At 62.8% G+C, this 17,419-nt stretch carries 20 protein-coding genes; 14 read left to right on the forward strand and 6 right to left on the reverse strand.

Annotated features, from left to right (window positions below; translation table 11 throughout):
• Window positions 1-32 precede the first annotated feature (32 nt).
• A complete protein-coding gene (trxA, locus tag ACSQ20_RS16030; RefSeq protein ID WP_436021619.1) occupies window positions 33-881 on the forward strand; it encodes a thioredoxin in 849 nt (282 codons plus the stop codon).
• A gap of 76 nt (window positions 882-957) precedes the next feature.
• On the opposite strand, the gene ACSQ20_RS16035 is transcribed toward trxA, so the two are convergent.
• Entirely contained in the window at window positions 958-1,833 is an 876-nt protein-coding gene (locus ACSQ20_RS16035; RefSeq protein WP_436021621.1) for a tRNA threonylcarbamoyladenosine dehydratase, read from the reverse strand.
• Between the two features lie 147 nt (window positions 1,834-1,980).
• On the opposite strand from ACSQ20_RS16035, the gene pdxH reads away from it, so the two are divergent.
• The 3 genes from pdxH (at window position 1,981) to ACSQ20_RS16050 (ending at window position 5,222) form a co-directional block, all read left to right on the forward strand.
• Window positions 1,981-2,619 (forward strand): pyridoxamine 5'-phosphate oxidase, encoded by a 639-nt coding sequence (gene pdxH, locus ACSQ20_RS16040; protein WP_436021623.1) that lies wholly within the window; start codon window positions 1,981-1,983, stop codon window positions 2,617-2,619.
• A gap of 178 nt (window positions 2,620-2,797) precedes the next feature.
• Window positions 2,798-4,012 carry a class I SAM-dependent methyltransferase gene (locus tag ACSQ20_RS16045; RefSeq protein WP_436021624.1) on the forward strand — a complete coding sequence of 405 codons (1,215 nt, stop codon included), beginning with the start codon at window positions 2,798-2,800 and terminating at the stop codon, window positions 4,010-4,012.
• Between the two features lie 55 nt (window positions 4,013-4,067).
• Entirely contained in the window at window positions 4,068-5,222 is a 1,155-nt protein-coding gene (locus tag ACSQ20_RS16050) for a DUF72 domain-containing protein (RefSeq protein WP_436021626.1), read from the forward strand.
• 6 nt (window positions 5,223-5,228) lie between these two features.
• Here the strand turns inward: ACSQ20_RS16050 and msrA are convergent, their stop codons facing one another.
• Window positions 5,229-5,780 (reverse strand): peptide-methionine (S)-S-oxide reductase MsrA, encoded by a 552-nt coding sequence (msrA, locus tag ACSQ20_RS16055; RefSeq protein WP_436021628.1) that lies wholly within the window; start codon window positions 5,778-5,780, stop codon window positions 5,229-5,231.
• 344 nt (window positions 5,781-6,124) lie between these two features.
• Here msrA and ACSQ20_RS16060 point away from each other — a divergent pair, with 344 nt between their 5' ends.
• On the forward strand, window positions 6,125-6,640 hold the full coding sequence (locus ACSQ20_RS16060; protein ID WP_436021630.1) for a flavin reductase family protein: 516 nt from the start codon (window positions 6,125-6,127) through the stop codon (window positions 6,638-6,640).
• 31 nt (window positions 6,641-6,671) lie between these two features.
• Here the strand turns inward: ACSQ20_RS16060 and ACSQ20_RS16065 are convergent, their stop codons facing one another.
• Window positions 6,672-7,286, reverse strand: a complete 615-nt coding sequence (locus ACSQ20_RS16065; protein WP_436021632.1) for a short chain dehydrogenase — start codon at window positions 7,284-7,286, stop codon at window positions 6,672-6,674.
• 124 nt (window positions 7,287-7,410) lie between these two features.
• Here ACSQ20_RS16065 and ACSQ20_RS16070 point away from each other — a divergent pair, with 124 nt between their 5' ends.
• The gene (locus ACSQ20_RS16070) at window positions 7,411-8,295 is read left to right on the forward strand and encodes a LysR substrate-binding domain-containing protein (protein ID WP_436021634.1); all 885 of its coding nucleotides are present in this window, start codon (window positions 7,411-7,413) and stop codon (window positions 8,293-8,295) included.
• A gap of 33 nt (window positions 8,296-8,328) precedes the next feature.
• Here ACSQ20_RS16070 and ACSQ20_RS16075 read toward each other — a convergent pair whose 3' ends face one another.
• Together ACSQ20_RS16075 and ACSQ20_RS16080 are read right to left on the reverse strand one after the other, a co-directional pair.
• On the reverse strand, window positions 8,329-8,937 hold the full coding sequence (locus ACSQ20_RS16075) for a hypothetical protein (protein WP_436021636.1): 609 nt from the start codon (window positions 8,935-8,937) through the stop codon (window positions 8,329-8,331).
• Window positions 8,938-9,062: 125 nt separating this feature from the next.
• Window positions 9,063-9,566, reverse strand: coding sequence for an Lrp/AsnC family transcriptional regulator (locus ACSQ20_RS16080; RefSeq protein ID WP_436021638.1), 504 nt, complete (start codon window positions 9,564-9,566; stop codon window positions 9,063-9,065).
• A gap of 137 nt (window positions 9,567-9,703) precedes the next feature.
• Here ACSQ20_RS16080 and kynB point away from each other — a divergent pair, with 137 nt between their 5' ends.
• The 3 genes from kynB to kynA all read left to right on the forward strand — a co-directional run bounded on the left by kynB (window position 9,704) and on the right by kynA (window position 12,562).
• Window positions 9,704-10,333: an arylformamidase gene (kynB, locus tag ACSQ20_RS16085; protein WP_436023158.1), complete on the forward strand. Its 630-nt coding sequence runs from the start codon at window positions 9,704-9,706 to the stop codon at window positions 10,331-10,333.
• Window positions 10,334-10,402: 69 nt separating this feature from the next.
• On the forward strand, window positions 10,403-11,662 hold the full coding sequence (kynU, locus tag ACSQ20_RS16090; protein WP_436021640.1) for a kynureninase: 1,260 nt from the start codon (window positions 10,403-10,405) through the stop codon (window positions 11,660-11,662).
• A gap of 24 nt (window positions 11,663-11,686) precedes the next feature.
• The gene (kynA, locus tag ACSQ20_RS16095) at window positions 11,687-12,562 is read left to right on the forward strand and encodes a tryptophan 2,3-dioxygenase (protein ID WP_436023160.1); all 876 of its coding nucleotides are present in this window, start codon (window positions 11,687-11,689) and stop codon (window positions 12,560-12,562) included.
• A 22-nt stretch (window positions 12,563-12,584) separates the two neighbouring features.
• Here kynA and gcvA read toward each other — a convergent pair whose 3' ends face one another.
• On the reverse strand, window positions 12,585-13,517 hold the full coding sequence (gene gcvA, locus ACSQ20_RS16100) for a transcriptional regulator GcvA (RefSeq protein WP_436021642.1): 933 nt from the start codon (window positions 13,515-13,517) through the stop codon (window positions 12,585-12,587).
• Between the two features lie 109 nt (window positions 13,518-13,626).
• Here gcvA and ACSQ20_RS16105 point away from each other — a divergent pair, with 109 nt between their 5' ends.
• From ACSQ20_RS16105 to ACSQ20_RS16125, 5 genes are all read left to right on the forward strand, one after another.
• A complete protein-coding gene (locus ACSQ20_RS16105) occupies window positions 13,627-14,229 on the forward strand; it encodes a LysE family translocator (protein ID WP_436021644.1) in 603 nt (200 codons plus the stop codon).
• A gap of 91 nt (window positions 14,230-14,320) precedes the next feature.
• Window positions 14,321-14,773, forward strand: a complete 453-nt coding sequence (locus ACSQ20_RS16110; RefSeq protein WP_436021646.1) for a Fur family transcriptional regulator — start codon at window positions 14,321-14,323, stop codon at window positions 14,771-14,773.
• A gap of 105 nt (window positions 14,774-14,878) precedes the next feature.
• Window positions 14,879-15,712, forward strand: a complete 834-nt coding sequence (locus ACSQ20_RS16115; RefSeq protein WP_436023162.1) for a metal ABC transporter solute-binding protein — start codon at window positions 14,879-14,881, stop codon at window positions 15,710-15,712.
• Complete coding sequence (locus ACSQ20_RS16120) at window positions 15,709-16,572, forward strand: ABC transporter ATP-binding protein (protein ID WP_436021648.1); 864 nt, start codon at window positions 15,709-15,711, stop codon at window positions 16,570-16,572. The genes ACSQ20_RS16115 and ACSQ20_RS16120 overlap by 4 nt, the downstream gene beginning before the upstream one ends.
• The gene (locus ACSQ20_RS16125) at window positions 16,565-17,353 is read left to right on the forward strand and encodes a metal ABC transporter permease (protein WP_436023164.1); all 789 of its coding nucleotides are present in this window, start codon (window positions 16,565-16,567) and stop codon (window positions 17,351-17,353) included. The genes ACSQ20_RS16120 and ACSQ20_RS16125 overlap by 8 nt, the downstream gene beginning before the upstream one ends.
• Window positions 17,354-17,419: the final 66 nt, after the last annotated feature.

Raw genomic sequence — 17,419 nt, forward strand, 5'->3', positions numbered from 1 at the left:
ATCGGTCTATTGCTAACGCTAACGAGGAAGCGATGAACACCACTTTGGCCACATTCGAAAAGGACGTCATCGAGGCATCCAGGCTCGTCCCGGTCCTCGTCGATTTCTGGGCGCCGTGGTGCGGCCCCTGCAAGGCGCTTGGCCCGCTGCTCGCCAAGCTCGAACAGGAGCATGCCGGCAAATGGCAGCTCGTAAAAATCAACGTCGACGAAAACCCGGAGTTGGCGGCGCATTTTCAGGTACGCAGCATTCCGCATGTCATTGCGTTTGCGGACGGCCAGCCTGTCGATCAGTTCATCGGCGTGCTGCCCGAGGGTCAACTGCGCGCGTTCATCGACCAGCTCGTGCCCAATGCGCCGCAAGTCCAGCGTCAGCTGGCGCGCGCAGCGCTCGAAAGCGGCCAGCGCAGCGCCGCGCTCGATCACCTGAAAGCCGCGCTCGCATTGGACCCGGGCTTCGATGACGCGCGGCTCGATTTGATCGAATGCCTGCTCGACGATGAGCGCACCGACGACGCGCGCAGCGAGGCCGAGCTGCTTTCGCCGAAGACCACGCAGGGCATCGATGTGCGCTACAACACGCTGAAAACGCGGCTCGACGCGCTCGATGCGGCCATTGAGCTGCCGCCGACCGACGCACTGGAGGCACGCGTCGCCACGAACGCGGGCGATCTCGATGCCCGCTTCGATCTGGCGAGCGCGTTCATCGCGCGGCGCGATTACGAAGGCGCGCTCGCGCAGCTGCTGGAGATCGTCAAGCGCGATCGGAGCTTTCGCGACGATATCGGGCGCAAGACGATGCTATCGGTATTCGATCTTGCTTCGCACCGGCCCGAGCTGGTCGCCGAGTGGCGTCGCAAGCTGAGCGCGGCGCTGCACTGAGCGGCGGCTTGGGACGCGGCGGCTTTGTCGCGTTACCTCGCACTCGCGGCGGCAAAAGCGGCGCGCTCAGCAGCGCTCAGCCACCCTTAGGCGCCGTTTTCGCGAGCGCCGCGAGCACGTGCGCGGCGGCGGCAAACCCAAAGCTCGCCGTCACGCACACGCTCGAGCCGAATCCGGCGCAATTGAGCCCGACCGGGCCTGGATGGCCCGGCGACGACGCCAGATGCTGTGCAACGTCGTCGATGTCGCACACGGCCGCTTCGGGATAGACGAGCGGCTCGTCGGAGTAGACAGCACTAACCTTGAACTTCGCTTTCGGCCCGCGGGCGAACCCGTGGTGCTTGCGCAATTGCGCACGCACCTTCGAGAGCAGCGGGTCTTGAATTGTCAGCGCGAGATCGTCGATGCGGATGCGGGTCGGGTCCAGTTGGCCGCCGGCCCCGCCCACGGTGACGAGCGGTTGGCCACGCGCCACGCACCACGCGATCAGGGCCGTCTTCGTGCGCACGCTGTCGATGGCATCGACGATGTAGTCGCAGCCATTGCCAAACAGCGCTTCGAAGTTCGACGGCTCGGCGAAGTCTTCGACGACACGCACGTCGCAAGCGTGATCGATGAGCCGGATGCGCTCGGCCATCGCCTCGACTTTCGGCTTGCCGTAGTTGCCTTCGAGCGCGTGAATCTGCCGGTTCGTGTTGCTTTCGGCGACATTATCGAGATCGACGAGGGTCAGCGTGCCGACAGCGCTGCGCGCGAGCGCCTCGGCGACCCACGAACCCACGCCGCCAATGCCGATCACCACCACGTGCGCGCGCTCGAAGGCGGCTAATGCGGGTGCGCCGTAAAGCCGTGCGACACCGCCGAAGCGGCGTGCGCGGTCGGCTTGATCGGCGTCATCACGAAGCCGGTTCGGAGGGATAAGATCGGGGCTCGTCGCCAAGGTGCCGGACATGATGCCTGAATGTTGACAGCGGTTAAAACGCGTATTGTGCCCGATCGGCATGCGCTGCCGCGCCTTTGAACAGCGCAACGTGGCACGATCGCGCACGTTTTTTCGCCCTTGGCTATACTGAATCGATTAAAGCGGTCACATAAGAAAATGATCACCCTAGCCGAACTCCGCAAAGACTATGCGCGCGGGTCGCTCGACGAAGCGAGCGTCGATCCGAACCCGATCCGCCAGTTCGACATCTGGTTCCAGCAGGCGCTCGACGCGAAGCTGCCGGAGCCGAACACCATGACGCTTGCCACCGCCGATGCCGACGGCCGGCCATCGGCACGTATTTTGCTCATTAAGGGCGTGGACGAACGGGGCTTCGTCTTCTATACGAATTATGAAAGCCGCAAAGGGCAAGATCTGGCAGCGAACCCGCAGGCGAGCCTGCTCTTTTACTGGATCGAACTCGAGCGTCAGGTTCGCGTGGAAGGTATCGTCGAAAAAACCAGCGAGCAACAGAGCGACGCCTATTTTGCGTCGCGCCCGCTCGGTTCGCGCATTGGCGCCTGGGCGTCCGAACAGAGCCGCGTGATTCCGAGCCGGGAGTTGCTCGAAGCGCGCGAAAAAGCGTTTGCGGCGCAGTTCGGCGAAAATCCCAAACGCCCGCCTCACTGGGGGGGCTACCGGCTCGTGCCGGCTACCATCGAATTTTGGCAAGGGCGGCCGTCGCGACTGCACGACCGCATTTTGTACACGCGCGACGCCAACAATCATTGGCGTTTGTCGCGGCTATCGCCTTGACTGATAGTTGATAGTTGACAGTTGATGGCGCGAACGGGTGCGGCCGAGCCGCCGACCGTTTCGCCCGCACTGCAGACCGTTTTTGGAAGTACACGCTATGCCTGAGTGCTCGCGCGCTCGAGGCATGGTCGTTTTGCTTTGCTGTGCTATTCATTTCAACAGACACGGAGAGTCACGCATGTTCTGGGAAAAGAAGTTGGCTCAGTGGGTAGAAGATGTGCGGATGAAGACAAATCTGCCGGCGCGTCTCGTGCTTTGGGATGGCCAGCAGCATGATTTCGGCAGTTTTGCGGCTCCGCAGGTCACGCTGAAGGTGAATCATGCATCGGCGCTACCGCTGTTGCTCGAACCGAGTCTCGACAATCTCGGTGAAGCCTATATCAAAGGAAAGATCGACATCGAGGGCAAGCTCTCGGACATCATTACCGTCGGCTATTCGCTCGCGCGAAATACCGTCAGCCATGCGGGCAAGCTCGCCCGTGTGCGACGCTACTTCAATCACACGAAAACGTCGGACAAAAAGGCCATTCAATATCATTACGACGTATCGAACGAGTTCTACCGGCTATGGCTAGACGAGAACATGGTCTATTCGTGCGCGTACTTTGAAAATGGCGATGAAGATATCGCCACGGCGCAGATCAAGAAAATCGACCACATTCTGACGAAGATCCAACTTCAGCCGGGGCAGCGGCTGCTCGACATCGGCTGCGGATGGGGCGCGCTCGTGTTGCGTGCGGCGCAGAAATTCGGCGCGCAGTGCCTGGGCGTGACGTTGTCCCAAAACCAGTTCGATCTCGCCACCGAGCGGGTGCGCGCAGCGGGCCTGTCCGGCCAGATCGAAATTCGCCTGCAAGACTACCGTGATATCGCCGGGCAGTTCGACCGGGTCACGAGCGTCGGGATGTTCGAGCACGTCGGACGCAAGAATCTGCCTGGTTACTTCGCCAGAATCTGCGAGTTGCTGACCGATGACGGCATCGCGATGAACCACGGCATCACCTCGTCCGATTTCGACAGTGGCGAGACTGCGCTGGGCGGCGGCGAGTTCATCGATCGCTATGTGTTCCCCGACGGCGAACTTCCGCATATCAGCCTCGCGCTGGAAGCCATGCAGCGCGGCGGGCTCGAAGCTTTCGATATCGAAAGCCTGCGGCGGCACTATGCGCGCACGCTCGATATCTGGGCGGAAAACTTCGAAACGCATGCCGAGGAGGCCCGCAAGCTCGTCGACGACGAGAAGTTCCGCATTTGGCGGCTCTACTTGGCAGGCTGCGCCTACGCGTTCGAGCACGATGACGTGTCGATCTATCAAGTGGTCTGTCACAAGGCCGGGCGCAGCGCGCGGACGTTGCCGTGGTCGCGTCGCTACATGTACGATCGGCCGCTTTGAGGATGGCGGCTCAGGGCATGCGCTCTGAGCCCCGAGCCCATTCGCGTGCCCATCGATGACTGAAAAAAACAACGACGACGATCCGCAGTTCGACCTGTTCGGCGCATCCTATCCGCCTCGTCCCGACGGGGCGCCCCCTCCGTCTGCCGACGCAGTACCCGGCGGCGACGCGACGCAACCCGTCGCTGGGGGGCGCCGCACCTCCCGTTCGCGGGCGGTGTTGCCCGCGTCGCTGGACGCCGAGGCCAGCGCGGCGGCGCAGGCATTGCCGCCGCATGTGCATCTTGGAACATCGTCCTGGTCGTTTCCGGGCTGGCAAGGGATTGTCTACGGCGACGCCTATAGCGATTCCAAGTTGTCCCGCGACGGCTTGGCCGCCTACGGAGCGCACCCGGTACTGCGGACGGTCAGTATCGACCGGTCATTTTATGCGCCGCTTTCGATCGCCGATTATCTGCGCTATGCGCAGCAGGTACCCGAAGATTTCCGCTTCATCGTCAAGGCGCCGGCGTCCGTCACTGATGCCGTGCTGCGCGCCGAGCGGGGCGAGCCCATTGCCGATAATCCCTGCTTTCTCGATGCGGACCTCGCTGCACGCGAATTCGTCGAGCCATGCTTGGCTGGCCTCGGCGCCAAGGCGGGTGCGCTCGTGTTCCAGTTCTCGCCGCTGCCCGAGCGCATGCTCGCGCAGCCGGCCGAATTCGTGGAGCGGCTCGGCGCGTTCTTGGCAGCGCTGCCGACGCTGCCTGCCGGTGCGGGCGAGCAGCCAGGGCCGTGCTATGCGGTCGAGATTCGCGATGCGAGCCTGCTCACGCCCCGAATGATCCGGATGCTGCGCGAGTGCGGCGTGCGCTACTGTGTCGGTGTGCATGCGCGCATGCCCGATTCGCTGCGCCAGGCAGCGGCGCTGGCGCTACTCGACGGCAATGCGCCCGCTGGGCCGCTCGTCGTGCGCTGGAGCTTGCATAGCGGCTTCAAATACGAACAGGCGAAGGCGAAATACGAGCCGTTCGATCGACTCGTCGACGAAGACCTTGCCACACGGCATGCGCTCGCCGAACTGGCCGCGCGCTATGCGCTTGCCGGCCAGCCGGTGCTGATCGTCGTGAACAACAAGGCCGAAGGGTCGGCGCCGCTCAGTTGCATCGCGCTCGCGCGCGAGATTGCGGCGGCCTATGCGCGCGCCAGCGAGGAAGCCGATGGGGCGTAAGAAGGCTCAAACACCCGAACGCCGCCAGCCGGCGAATTTTGCGCGGAACTTCGCCACTTTCGGCGCGACGACAAACGCGCAATAGCCTTGCTCAGGATGCTGAGCGAAGTAGTTTTGATGATAGGGCTCGCCGGGCCAGTAATTACCGTCAAGCGGTTCGATCTGCGTCACGATGGGCCGATCGAATACGCCCTCCTGCTCGAGTTCGCGAATGACGTCGAGCGCGATATCCCGCTGCGTCTGCGAATGCGTGAAGATGGCCGACCGATACTGTGTGCCGACATCGTTGCCTTGCCGGTTCAATTGTGTCGGGTCGTGAATCGCGAAGAAAATCTGCAGGATCTCGCGATAGCTTATCTTTTGGGGGTCAAATTCGAGCTTGACGACTTCGACATGGCCGGTGCCGCCGTCGCAAACTTGCTCATAAGTCGGGCGCGTCGTGGTGCCGCCCGCGTAACCCGATTCGACAGCGGTAACGCCGTCGACATCCACATAGACCGCATCGAGACACCAAAAACATCCGCCGCCCAGGGTGGCGGTTTCGATCGCCTCAGTCATGGCTGCTCCTTGTTCGTGGAACAGGCGTTGCGCGGCGCCCAATGCGCATTGCCAGATCTGAGAGCTTAGTGCGTTTGCCCCGACGCCGCCACTATGCCGCTTACTCATGTCGCTTACTCATGTTGCTTAGTCGGCCCGATGCAAAGCGGTTGACCCGACGCTGTGTGCCTTTCGTACCGCAGGGCGAAACGCACGGATTCCTTTAGAATCTCGGCTACTCGCCGTTTTCGCACCATGACTCTCGATTCGTTACGTTTGACACCGCCGTCCCGCTTGCCCGCACCCTGCGCCCCCGCGCCGCGCCAATGGGGAGCCTTTTGCAATCAATACGCAATGAACACGCAATGAAGCGCGCGAGCCCACCTGACTTCGACGCGGCCGCCTTTCGGCACGCGCTCGGGCAATTCGCCACGGGCGTCACCGTCATCACCACGCGTGCGCCGTCGGGCCAGTTGATCGGCATCACGGCGAGTTCGTTCAACTCCGTGTCGCTCGATCCGCCGCTCGTGCTCTGGAGCCTTGCCACGCGATCGGCATCGATGCCGGTCTTTCGCACCAATAGCCATTACGTCGTCAATGTGCTCGCGCAATCTCAATACGATTTGTGCCAGCGCTTTGCCACCGTCAAAGGCGACCGCTTCGTCGGTGTCTCGCATGCTGCGGGCGGCACCGGCATGCCGGTGCTCGACGGTGCGCTGGCCTGGTTCGAGTGCCATAACCGCAGCCGCTATGACGAGGGCGATCATGTGATCTTCGTCGGCGAAGTCGAGCGTTGCGGTGTGCACCCCGATGCGGACAAAATCGCACCGCTCGTGTTTCACAACGGCGCTTTTCATGGGCTCAAGCGCCGCGGCGACTAAGCGAGCGCATCACACGCCCGCGCCCCCCTCCTTAACCAATTCGATAGACGCGCCCCGTCTGCACGCCCGCGACGCTGCGCTCGTAGGCCAGCGCGACACGCTCGCTCGACACCGTCTCAAAACCGGGAAAATACGCCCCGAGCGCGGCAGCCGATTCCGTCAGCAATGTCGGACTGACGGCATTGATCCGAATGCCGCGCGGCAACTCGGTGGCGGCCGCGCGCACGAAGCCTTCGATGGCCCCGTTGACGGCTGTGGCGTTGACGCCGTCGCGAATCGGCTCCTCCGTCAAAATACCGGTCGTCAGCGTGATCGACCCGCCATCGTTCAGATGCGCCTGACCAATCAGCGCAAGTCGAACCTGGCCCAACAGCTTGCCTTGCAAGCCGATGTTGAACTGCGCCGCGCTCATTTGCGCGAGCGGGCCGAAGTGAACCTCGCCCGTCGTCGCGACAATGGCGTCCACCGGCCCGACTTGCGCAAAAAGCGCGGCAACGCTCGCGTCGTCGGCGATATCGACCTGCACATCTCCACTACGGCGGCCCGCACGAACGACTTCGTGCCCCACCGCCGCGAGCCGTTTCGCCACAGCAGACCCCACCGTGCCCGTCGCGCCGACCAGCAATACCTTTTTTATTGCGCTCATTTGCGTTTCACTCCCTCATTCGTGGCTGGATAAATCGATGAATGGGAGGGATTGTGCGCGCGTCGTCCGCTTTGATAAATGAGCCTATAATTCGTCCATTACTAACTGACGGTTAGGAATCTTAATGGACAAGCTGCGCGCAATGGAGGTATTCGTTGCTGTCGTCGAGGCCCGCAATTTCAGCGCCGCAGCCGAGCGGCTCGAGATGTCCGCGGTAATGATCGGGAAATACGTCCAGAGCCTCGAGGCACGCTTCAATACGCGGCTCATTCACCGCACCACGCGCAAGCAAGCGCTGACCGACGCCGGCGCCGCCTTCTACGACAATTGCAAAGCCGCACTCGAGCAGGTGCGCATCGCCGAGGCCTCGGTGCATGCGCTCGGCAGCGAGCCACAGGGCAAGCTGCGCATTAGCGCGCCGGTGACACTGGGGGCGTGGGTGGTGGCACCGCTCATCGCGGATTACCTGGCTCAATATCCACGCGTCACGATCGAATTGGTGCTCGATAACCGGTATGTCGACCTCATCGCTGACGGCTACGATCTGGCGTTTCGGATCGGTGAAGCGGTCGACCCGTCACTTGTGGCCAAGCCGATGCCGCCTTATCGCATGACCATCTGTGCCGCGCCCGCTTATTTGAGCCAACACGGCACGCCGCACGCACCGGGGGAACTGGCGGGCCATCGGTGCCTCGGCCACCTTGCGTGGACCCGCGGCGCGGTATGGCATCTGCGCAATGGCGACGAAGAAGTGGTCTGGCCCGTGACGGGAAGCTTCGTGTCGAACGACGGTCATGCACTGCGCGCAGCGGCGCTTGGCGGCGCCGGGCTGCTGCTGCAGCCCGAGGTGCTCGTGGCCGAGGACATCGCAGCGGGCCGCCTCGTGCCGGTGCTGCAGGCATGGGTGCCAAGCCCGCGACCGGTGCGCCTCGTCTATCTGCCCGACGCGCTCCCCCGCCCGAAAGTTCGGTCGTTCATCGACTACATCGAGGCACGGTTGGCGCAGTGAGCGCTGCCGCCGAATCCGCCAGCGGCCAGCGCATCAGACCAACGTTTCGAATATCGGATAACGTCGGCTGGGCCCCGTGGGCGGCACGACATCGCGATTGCCCTGGACAATTTTGACGCGCTCGCTGTCCGGCAGTTTGTAGCGCCCTTGCGTGGCGCGGCGCAAACGTCGGTCGGCGTCACCGGAGCACTCGTGCGAGGTAAAACCGACCTGGCTCGCAGCGTACTTGTAGCCAAGCAGCCAGCCCGCCGCAATGCCGCGCTTGGTCAAGCGCGCGACCATTTCGTCGAGAAACGTGCCCGCGCCGAGCCAACAGCCGCGAAACGTCAGCAAGCCGACCTGCCTTAAGCCCCATTGCGCCAACCACTCCGTCACCGTGCGAGCGCCGCTCTGACGCCCATTGATCACGATGCCCGCCGGCAAGCCATGACTGATCACGATGATTTTCGTTTCCAGATTCGAAAACGACAGGCAGTTTGGCGTGAGCGGCCGGTAGCCTTTAAGCGAATAGCCTGTTTTCAGCGGCGCGGTAAAGCAAAGATGATCGGGAATCGCGTAGCGTTGCTTCCATGCCGTGGCATCCCGGAGAATTACGTCGTCGTTGGGATCGAGTAATACGATTGCCGCCGTTGTCCATTTCATGCCGGGTTCTCCGCGTGAGTTGATCGAGTGCGCTCGACGATAGCGTTCGAACAAAAACCGCGCTTCGATGGAACCGCTGAACTAGGACCGAATTACCCCCTGACCGACATCATCTTCGAACTTTCTCAGGCCTCACGCCCGCGCGGGCTCGTCCGCGTGAGCGCGACGGGCACGCCTGAATCTTCTTTCAGCGTCTGCAGCACGATGTTCGAGCGGATGTCCATCACGCCGGGCGCCTTGTAGAGCTTCGAGAGCACGAACTCGGAGTAGTGCTTGAGGTTGTGTGCCAGCACGCGCAGCAGGTAATGACTTTCTCCGGTAATCACAAATGCGCCTATCACCTCGGGCCATTCCCGCACCGCATCGGCAAAGCGCTCATGCCAGTTTTCCTGATCGTTGCGCATCGACACCTGCACGAACGCTTCGAGTTCGAAGCCGAGCGCCTCGCGGTTCAGACACGCGCGGTATCGTTCGATCACGCCTTGCTCCTCGAGCAAGCGTAAGCGGCGCAAGCATGCCGAAGGCGACAGCGAGATGCGCTCGGCGAGATCGAGATTGCTAATGCGCCCCTCGTTTTGAAGAACACTCAAAATGCGGCAATCCGTGGCGTCCAGCGAGATCGCGTTCATTTTTGGCTCCCTTTTTCGGCTTATCTCGAATTATGTTCTAGTGCGCCGCGTTCCGGGCGGCGAATTCGCAAGCACCTTGCGCGAACTGTTCCCTATGATCGGACTATTCATCTGAAAAGCGGTGCAAAAACATGGACATGGAGACGCTCTGGGACATTTCGCCCGCGGTCGACCAGCGCACCCCAGTCTGGCCCGGCGACACCGTCCCGTCCTTCGAACGCGTCTGGAAAATGGAAGCGGGCGCATCGGTGAACGTTGGTCGCATCACGCTTTCGCCGCACACCGGCGCGCATGCCGATGCGCCGCTTCACTACGATGCCGACGGCGCACCAATCGGGGCCGTCGCGCTCGAGCCCTACCTCGGCCCTTGCCGAGTGATCAATTGCATCGGCGCGGCGCCGCTCGTTACACCTGCGCACGTCCAGCCCTGGTTGGCGGGCGTGCCCCCGCGTGTGTTGTTGCGCACTTACGCGCAAGCACCGCTTACGCATTGGGACAGCGCGTTTTGCGCGATCGCACCGGCCACGCTGGACTTGCTCGCCGCATGCGGCGTGACACTGATCGGCGTAGATTCGCCCTCGCTCGATCCTCAGGATTCCGAAACAATGGACGCGCATCGCCGAGTGTGCGCGCACAGTATGGCCATACTCGAGGGGCTGGTACTCGATGCTGTCGCGCCGGGAGACTACGAATTGATTGCACTGCCGCTCAAGCTCGCGTCGGCCGATGCCAGCCCGGTGCGCGCCGTGCTGCGCTCGCTGCGCTAAGCCCTCGATAAATGGCTGAGTCAGCCGAGCGCAGCAAATTACTTTGCAGTCCTTACGATTGTCGCGCCTATGAAAACACGTGACGATGCACTCGCACTCGACGCCCGCGATGCGCTCGCGCCGTTGCGCAGCCGCTTTGCAGTGAACCCGCAGGTGATCTATCTCGACGGCAATTCGTTGGGCATTCCCCCGGTTGCGGCGGCCGCCCGCGCCCAAGCCGTCATTGGCGAGGAGTGGGGCAACGGGCTCATTCGCAGCTGGAACGGGGCCGGCTGGTTCGCCATGCCGCGCCGCCTTGGAAACAAGCTCGCGCCGCTGATCGGGGCCGCACAAAACGAAGTCGTCGTCACCGACACGATCTCGATCAACCTGTTCAAACTGCTGTGCGCCGCGCTGCGCGAGGTCGACAAGCGCGACAAGCTCGATGCGCGGCGCCGGACGATCGTATCGGAGCGCGCAAACTTTCCGACCGATCTCTACATTGCGCAAGGCGTGATCGACCAGCTCGATCGCGGCTATTCGCTGCTGCTTGTCGATGACCCTGCCGAGTTGCCCGCCGCGATCGATGACAGCACCGCGCTCGTCATGCTCACGCACGTGAACTACCGCACCGGCTACATGCACGACATGGCCGCGCTCACGCAGCTCATTCATCGCAGCGGCGCGCTCGTGCTGTGGGACCTGGCGCATTCCGCCGGCGCGGTGCCCGTCGATTTGAACGGCGCCAACGCGGACCTCGCCGTCGGCTGCACCTACAAATATCTGAACGGCGGCCCCGGCTCGCCGGCCTTCGCGTGGGTGGCGAAACGCCATCAGGACGCGCTCGAACAACCGCTGTCGGGATGGTGGGGACATCGCGCGCCGTTCGCAATGGACCCGCTCTACGAGCCCGACGCCGGCATTGGGCGCTTCTTGTGCGGCACGCAGCCGATCGTGTCGATGGCACTCGTCGAAGCGGGCCTCGACGTGTTTCTCGAGACGAACATGGAGGCCGTGCGCCGCAAGTCGCTTGCGCTGACCGATCACTTCATCGCATTGGTTCAAGCGCGCTGCGCGGGGCATCCGCTGACGCTCGTCACGCCGCGCGCGCACGTGCAGCGCGGCTCGCATGTGAGCTTTGCTCACCCGTACGGCTACGAGGTGATGCAGGCACTGATCGCGCGCGGCGTGATCGGCGATTATCGCGAGCCGTCCGTTCTGCGCTTCGGCTTCACGCCGCTTTACACGCGCTTCGTCGATGTCTGGGATGCCGTCGAGACGCTACACACGGTGCTCGACACCGATGCCTGGCGCACGCCCGAATTCACCGCCCGCCACTCGGTGACTTGAGCGTGAAATAAGGAGTCCTAAATGATGAGTGAGCACATGCGTGTCGAAGACGCGTCCTCGGCCCCGGAGCCGACATACGATGCCGGCTGGCACAACGCTCAGCTCGACTTTTCGAAGTCGATGAGCTATGGCGATTACCTCTCGCTCGATTCGATCCTGCATGCGCAACATCCGCTCTCGCCAGATCACAATGAGATGCTGTTCATCATTCAGCATCAAACGAGCGAGCTGTGGATGAAGCTCGCGCTGTATGAGTTGCGCGCGGTGCTAGAGCGCGTACGGCACGATAGATTGCCGTCCGCATTCAAGATGCTTGCACGCGTCTCGCGCATCATGGAGCAACTCGTTCAGGCATGGAACGTATTGGCGACGCTCACGCCATCGGAATACACGGCCATGCGCCCGTACCTCGGTTCGTCGTCGGGCTTTCAGTCATATCAATACCGACTGATCGAATTCATGCTCGGCAATAAAAACGCGCGGATGCTCGCACCGTACGCGCACCGGCCCGACGTGCTCGCCGAGGTGACGGCGGCACTCGAGGCGCCATCGCTTTACGACGAAGTCGTGCGGCTCATCGCACGACGCGGCTTCGATATCGCCCCCGCCCGCCTCGAACGGGATTGGACACAGCCCACCACACCCGACGCTACGGTCGAAGCGGCTTGGCTTGCGGTCTACCGCAACCCGTCGCAGTATTGGGGGCTTTATAAAATGGCGGAATCGCTCGTCGATCTCGAAGATGTATTCCGCCAGTGGCGCTTTCGGCACGTAACCACGGTCGAACGAATCATCGGCAACAAGCAAGGTACCGGCGGAACGAGCGGCGCCACCTATCTGCGCAAGATGCTCGACGTCGTGCTGTTTCCCGAGCTATGGCACGTGCGCACATTGCTTTGAGGGGTGACATCGAATGCGCCGCTCAAAGGCGGTGATCCCGCACTTGCGCCTGCCCGATGTCGCGCCCCGGTTTGGCGTCTTGCCCTGCCTGCCCAAGCAACCATGTGCGAAACGCCGCCACGTCGGTACGCGCGGCGTTGGCGGGCGGATAGACGAGCCAGTAGCTGTAATCGTTCGGCACCGCAATGTCGAACGGCTGCACGAGACGGCCTTCGCGCAAATCACGCTCCGCCAGCGTCAATCGGCCAAGCGCGACCCCTTGCCCGCGCAACGCGGCCTGCAATGCAAGCGCCGCGTCGTCGAACGCGAGTCCTGCTTGAACATCGAAGCCCATCACGTTCGCATGCTCGCACCAAAGCGGCCATGCATCGCGCGGTGCATCGTGAAGCAGGCGCGCATGGCGCAAATCGGCAGGCTCGCGCAGCGGTAGCGCGCCTGCCGCGACCGAAGGCGCGCACACGGGGCTGCGCAATTCGCGCGCGATCAATTCCGCATGCAGCCCGGGCCACTGCCCGAGGCCCGACCGAATGCCGAGATCGAAGCGGCTCCCGGTGCCGTCCCATAGTTGAGCCGAAGCCGTCAGCTTCAGATCGATATCGGGATACTCCGCTTGAAATGCGTCGAGCCGCGGCACGAGCCAGCATGCGGCGAATGACGGCAGCACCGTGACGCGTAACGGCCCGTCGACACCGTCTTTCACGCGCGCCGTCGCCGATGCGATCCGATCGAGCACAAGCGAGATTTCGGCGAGATAGTCGCGCCCCTTGCCGGTCATGGTCAGCGAGTGGCCGCGCCGCTCGAACAATCGGAGTCCTAACCATTGCTCGAGCTGACGAACTTGATGACTGATGGCCGCCTGCGTGACGAACAGTTCGGCGGCGGCATGAGTGAAGTTCAAATGGCGCGCGGCCGCCTCGAAGGCGCGAAGCGCGCCCAAAGGTGGCAAGCGGCGCATGGGCTCGATAATCTCACTTTATCGAGCCCATGAAAATAGCTCGCTTGGACCCGCTAAGCAAACCTGCGTTTAATGACCGGCATTCGCGAATCGTCAAAGGGGAAAACGCATGGTTTCGACTCAAATATGGATATTGGTCATCGCTTTTTCAGTGCCGATGATCATCAGCCCGGGACCCGGCAACACGATGCTCGCCGCAGCCGGCGGACGGTTCGGGGTGAAAGGCACCGTGCCGTTCTGGCTCGGGTTCGAACTCGCCAATTTCGTCTGGTGTCTCGCTTACGGGTTCGGCTTGAGCCGGCTGTTGGATCAAGCGCCATCAGCCGCGCATGCGCTGAAGTGGGCCGGCATCGCGTACACGCTTTATCTTGCATACGGTTTCGTCAAACCGTCGAAGCCCGGCGAGCATGCTGATCTGCCGGAATTGACGATCACCGACGGCTTTTTATCGGTATCGCTCAATCCGAAAATCCATTCGATGATCTTTGTGTTGTTCTCGCAATGCTTGCGCTCCGATCTCGCACTCGCCCAGCAAGTGCTTCAAATATCGGCTGTCTTCACGGTGCTGTGCATCGCTTGCCATTTCCCTTGGATCTATGGCGGACAAATCATCTTCAAGCGGTTCAGCGACCCCAAGGCAATGAGAGTGCAGGGATATCTGTTCGGCGCCTGCATGGCCGCGGTTGCTGTCTTTGTCGCCGTCAGCACGTAGGCGCGATATGTTATATCATCTCACCCACTGCGAATCTGTTGCCAACAAGTTCGCCATCAGCTTCCCATCAGCAGCCGTTCGGATCGATGCCATGCCTCATGCCGCCCATTCCCTCGCTGCGCGCCTCGCACGGGCCGACGCGTTCGCTGCCGAACGCGGGCTCGCGCTGACGCCGCTGCGCCGGCAGGTCTACGCGCTCGTCGCCGGTGCCGGGCGCCCTATCGGCGCCTACGATCTGCTCGCGGCACTCGAGCCCGAGCGCGGACGCGTGCCGCCGACCACCGTCTATCGCGCGCTCGAGTTTCTCGTGGAATACGGCTTCGTGCATCGCATCGAATCGCGCAATGCATTCGTCGCCTGCTGCGAAATCGGCAAGCCGCATCAAAGCCAGTTTCTGATTTGCGAACGCTGCGGGGAGACCGTCGAAATTCCCGGTGACGAACTCGCGGAGCGGCTGTCGGCAACACCACCCGCGCATGGCTTCGAAGTGCACAAGCAAGTCGTCGAATTGAGTGGGCTATGCGGCGAGTGCAAACGCTCGTGACGGTTTGCATCATCGAAACGCAATACTAAGGAGAACGAATAAATGAGTCTGATCGCCCGAGCAAACGTGTGGAAAACGCTCCTGACAGGGCTTGCCTTGTTTTCGATGGCAATGAGCGTGTCGGCAGCCGATGCGAAAGTCAACGTCGTCGCGGCCGAAAACTTCTACGGCGACGTCGTGCGCCAAGTGGGCGGCGATCATGTCGATGTCACGAGCATTCTGAACAATCCCGATCAGGACCCGCACCTTTTCGAAGCCAGCCCATCGACGGCGCGCGCATTGCGGCATGCCGCCATCGTCGTCTACAACGGCGCCGCCTACGACCCTTGGATGGACAAGCTGCTCGCGGCATCCAAAGGCGGCAATCGGACGATGATCGTTGCGGCCGAACTCGTCGGCAAAAAGGCGGGCGACAACCCGCACCTCTGGTATGACCCCGCGACGATGCCCAAGGTCGCGCGGGCGATTGCGCAGGCACTCGCTTCGGCCGATCCCTCGCATCAAGCCGACTTCGAGCAAAATCTGGCGGCCTTCCTCGATTCGATGAAGCCGTTCGACGCGAAGGTGGGTGAGCTGCGCCTGCGTTATCCGCATACACCGGTCACGGCTACCGAGCCGGTCTTCGGCTATCTGTCCGAGGCGATCGGGCTCGACATGCGCAACATGCGTTTCCAACTGGCGACGATGAACGACACCGAGCCCAGCGCCACCGATATCGCCGCATTCGAGCGCGATCTGCGCAATAGAAAGGTGCGTGTCTTCATCTACAACCGACAAGCCTCCAATGCAATGACGCGGCGCTTGCGCGAGCTGGCCCGCGTCTCGGGCGTGCCGAGCGTCAGCGTCACCGAAACGCTGCCGGCCGGCTGGACCTATCAGCACTGGATGCTCTCGCAACTCGACGCGCTATCGACCGCGCTCGAAGGCAAGCGGCCATGAACCCGTCGCACGCGCGTCGCCCTGCTCTCGAATTCGAGCATGTATCGATCGCGCTCGGCGCTCGGACGATATTGACCGATGCGAGCCTTGCCATCGACGAAGGCGAATTCATCGGGGTGCTCGGGCCCAACGGCGCCGGCAAGACCACGCTGATGCGCGCCGTACTCGGCTTGCTGCCGGTGGCACACGGCAGCATTCGCGTGGCGGGCGAACCGGTTGCGCGCGGCAACGCTGCGATCGGATATATGCCACAGGTACGCACGGCGATCGCCGGTCGCCGCCTGCGTGGCCGCGATTTCATCGCGATGGCAGCCAACGGCCATCGCTGGGGGTTGCCGCACGCCAACGCCGCCACGGTTGACGACATCGAGCGCGTGCTCGAACTCGTCGACGCAAGCGCGCTTGCGAAGCGCCCGTTGTCCGAGCTCTCGGGCGGCGAACGGCAGCGCCTGTTGCTCGCGCAATGCCTGCTCGGCAAGCCGCGGCTGCTGTTGCTCGACGAGCCGCTGATCAGCCTCGATCCGCGCCACCAGCGCGGCGTGGTCGAACTCGTGCGCCGCGTGCAGCGCGAGCTCGGCATCACCGTCCTGTTTTCCGCACACGAACTGAATCCGCTGCTCGATGCACTCGACCGCGTGCTGTATCTGGGCAGCGGATCGGCGGCGCTCGGCACCGTCGACGAAGTCATCACACGCCCGGTGCTGTCGCGCCTTTATGGCTCGCCTATCGACGTCATGCGCGTGAATGGCCGCATCTTCGTGATGTCGGGAGGCGTCGAAGTCGAAAAGCACGACCACGAGCATGAAGACGACGCGGCTCATGGGCACAGCCACTCTCACGGGCACACGCACGATGTTTGAATACGACTTCATGGTGAACGCGTTTGCGGCGTCGGGCATCGTCGCCGTGCTGGCCGGCATCGTAGGCTACTTCCTCGTGATGCGCGAGCAGACCTTCGCGGGACACGCGCTTTCGCACGTCGGCTTCACCGGCGCAACGGGTGCCGCTCTGATCGGTGTGTCGCCGCTTTGGGGCATGATCGGTTTCACGCTCGCGGCCGGCCTGTCGATGGGAGCGCTCGGTGAGCGGCTCGCAGGACGCGACGTGGCGATCGGCGTCGTGCTTTCGCTTTCGCTGGGCTGCGGCCTGCTGTTCCTGCATTTTTTTACGGCCTATGCGACCCAAGTCACGGCACTGTTGTTCGGCAACGTGCTCGGCGTCACCTCGCAAACGCTCGCGGTGCTTGCCGCCATCGGCGCGGCCTGCCTGATCGCGCTCGGCATCGTCATGCGGCCGCTCGTCTTCGCCACCTTGCAGCCAGAGCTCGCCGAGGCCAAGGGCGTATCGCTGCGCGCGGTATCGATGCTGTTTCTCGCGATCGCCGCGCTCACGGTGGCCGCCTGCACGCAGATCGTCGGCGTGCTGCTCGTCTTCACGCTGATGGTCGGCCCCGCCGCCGCGGCGCAAAACATCTCGACCCGGCTCGGCCCAGGTATCGCGCTTGCCGCGCTGCTCGCACTCGGGCAGGCATGGCTCGGCGTGACGCTCGCGTTCTACACCGATTGGCCGACGAGCTTCTGGATCACCGCGCTCGCCGCGCTCGTTTATCTCGCGAGCCTGCTCGCGCGGCGGCAGCGCTAACGCCACGCGTTGCACCGCGCCTTGACTTTCGCGCGCCCCAATCAGATCATTCGCTCATCGACAGAA

It is taken from the genome of Trinickia sp. LjRoot230 (genome assembly GCF_964253315.1).
Taxonomy (GTDB): Bacteria; Pseudomonadota; Gammaproteobacteria; order Burkholderiales; family Burkholderiaceae; genus Trinickia.

Coding starts and splice junctions, on each gene's coding strand:
- trxA (WP_436021619.1), top strand. CDS start 33: ATGAACACCACTTTGGCCACATTCGAAAAGGACGTCATCGAGGCATCC.
- ACSQ20_RS16035 (WP_436021621.1), bottom strand. CDS start 1,833: ATGTCCGGCACCTTGGCGACGAGCCCCGATCTTATCCCTCCGAACCGG.
- pdxH (WP_436021623.1), top strand. CDS start 1,981: ATGATCACCCTAGCCGAACTCCGCAAAGACTATGCGCGCGGGTCGCTC.
- ACSQ20_RS16045 (WP_436021624.1), top strand. CDS start 2,798: ATGTTCTGGGAAAAGAAGTTGGCTCAGTGGGTAGAAGATGTGCGGATG.
- ACSQ20_RS16050 (WP_436021626.1), top strand. CDS start 4,068: ATGACTGAAAAAAACAACGACGACGATCCGCAGTTCGACCTGTTCGGC.
- msrA (WP_436021628.1), bottom strand. CDS start 5,780: ATGACTGAGGCGATCGAAACCGCCACCCTGGGCGGCGGATGTTTTTGG.
- ACSQ20_RS16060 (WP_436021630.1), top strand. CDS start 6,125: ATGAAGCGCGCGAGCCCACCTGACTTCGACGCGGCCGCCTTTCGGCAC.
- ACSQ20_RS16065 (WP_436021632.1), bottom strand. CDS start 7,286: ATGAGCGCAATAAAAAAGGTATTGCTGGTCGGCGCGACGGGCACGGTG.
- ACSQ20_RS16070 (WP_436021634.1), top strand. CDS start 7,411: ATGGACAAGCTGCGCGCAATGGAGGTATTCGTTGCTGTCGTCGAGGCC.
- ACSQ20_RS16075 (WP_436021636.1), bottom strand. CDS start 8,937: ATGAAATGGACAACGGCGGCAATCGTATTACTCGATCCCAACGACGAC.
- ACSQ20_RS16080 (WP_436021638.1), bottom strand. CDS start 9,566: ATGAACGCGATCTCGCTGGACGCCACGGATTGCCGCATTTTGAGTGTT.
- kynB (WP_436023158.1), top strand. CDS start 9,704: ATGGAGACGCTCTGGGACATTTCGCCCGCGGTCGACCAGCGCACCCCA.
- kynU (WP_436021640.1), top strand. CDS start 10,403: ATGAAAACACGTGACGATGCACTCGCACTCGACGCCCGCGATGCGCTC.
- kynA (WP_436023160.1), top strand. CDS start 11,687: ATGAGTGAGCACATGCGTGTCGAAGACGCGTCCTCGGCCCCGGAGCCG.
- gcvA (WP_436021642.1), bottom strand. CDS start 13,517: ATGCGCCGCTTGCCACCTTTGGGCGCGCTTCGCGCCTTCGAGGCGGCC.
- ACSQ20_RS16105 (WP_436021644.1), top strand. CDS start 13,627: ATGGTTTCGACTCAAATATGGATATTGGTCATCGCTTTTTCAGTGCCG.
- ACSQ20_RS16110 (WP_436021646.1), top strand. CDS start 14,321: ATGCCTCATGCCGCCCATTCCCTCGCTGCGCGCCTCGCACGGGCCGAC.
- ACSQ20_RS16115 (WP_436023162.1), top strand. CDS start 14,879: ATGGCAATGAGCGTGTCGGCAGCCGATGCGAAAGTCAACGTCGTCGCG.
- ACSQ20_RS16120 (WP_436021648.1), top strand. CDS start 15,709: ATGAACCCGTCGCACGCGCGTCGCCCTGCTCTCGAATTCGAGCATGTA.
- ACSQ20_RS16125 (WP_436023164.1), top strand. CDS start 16,565: ATGTTTGAATACGACTTCATGGTGAACGCGTTTGCGGCGTCGGGCATC.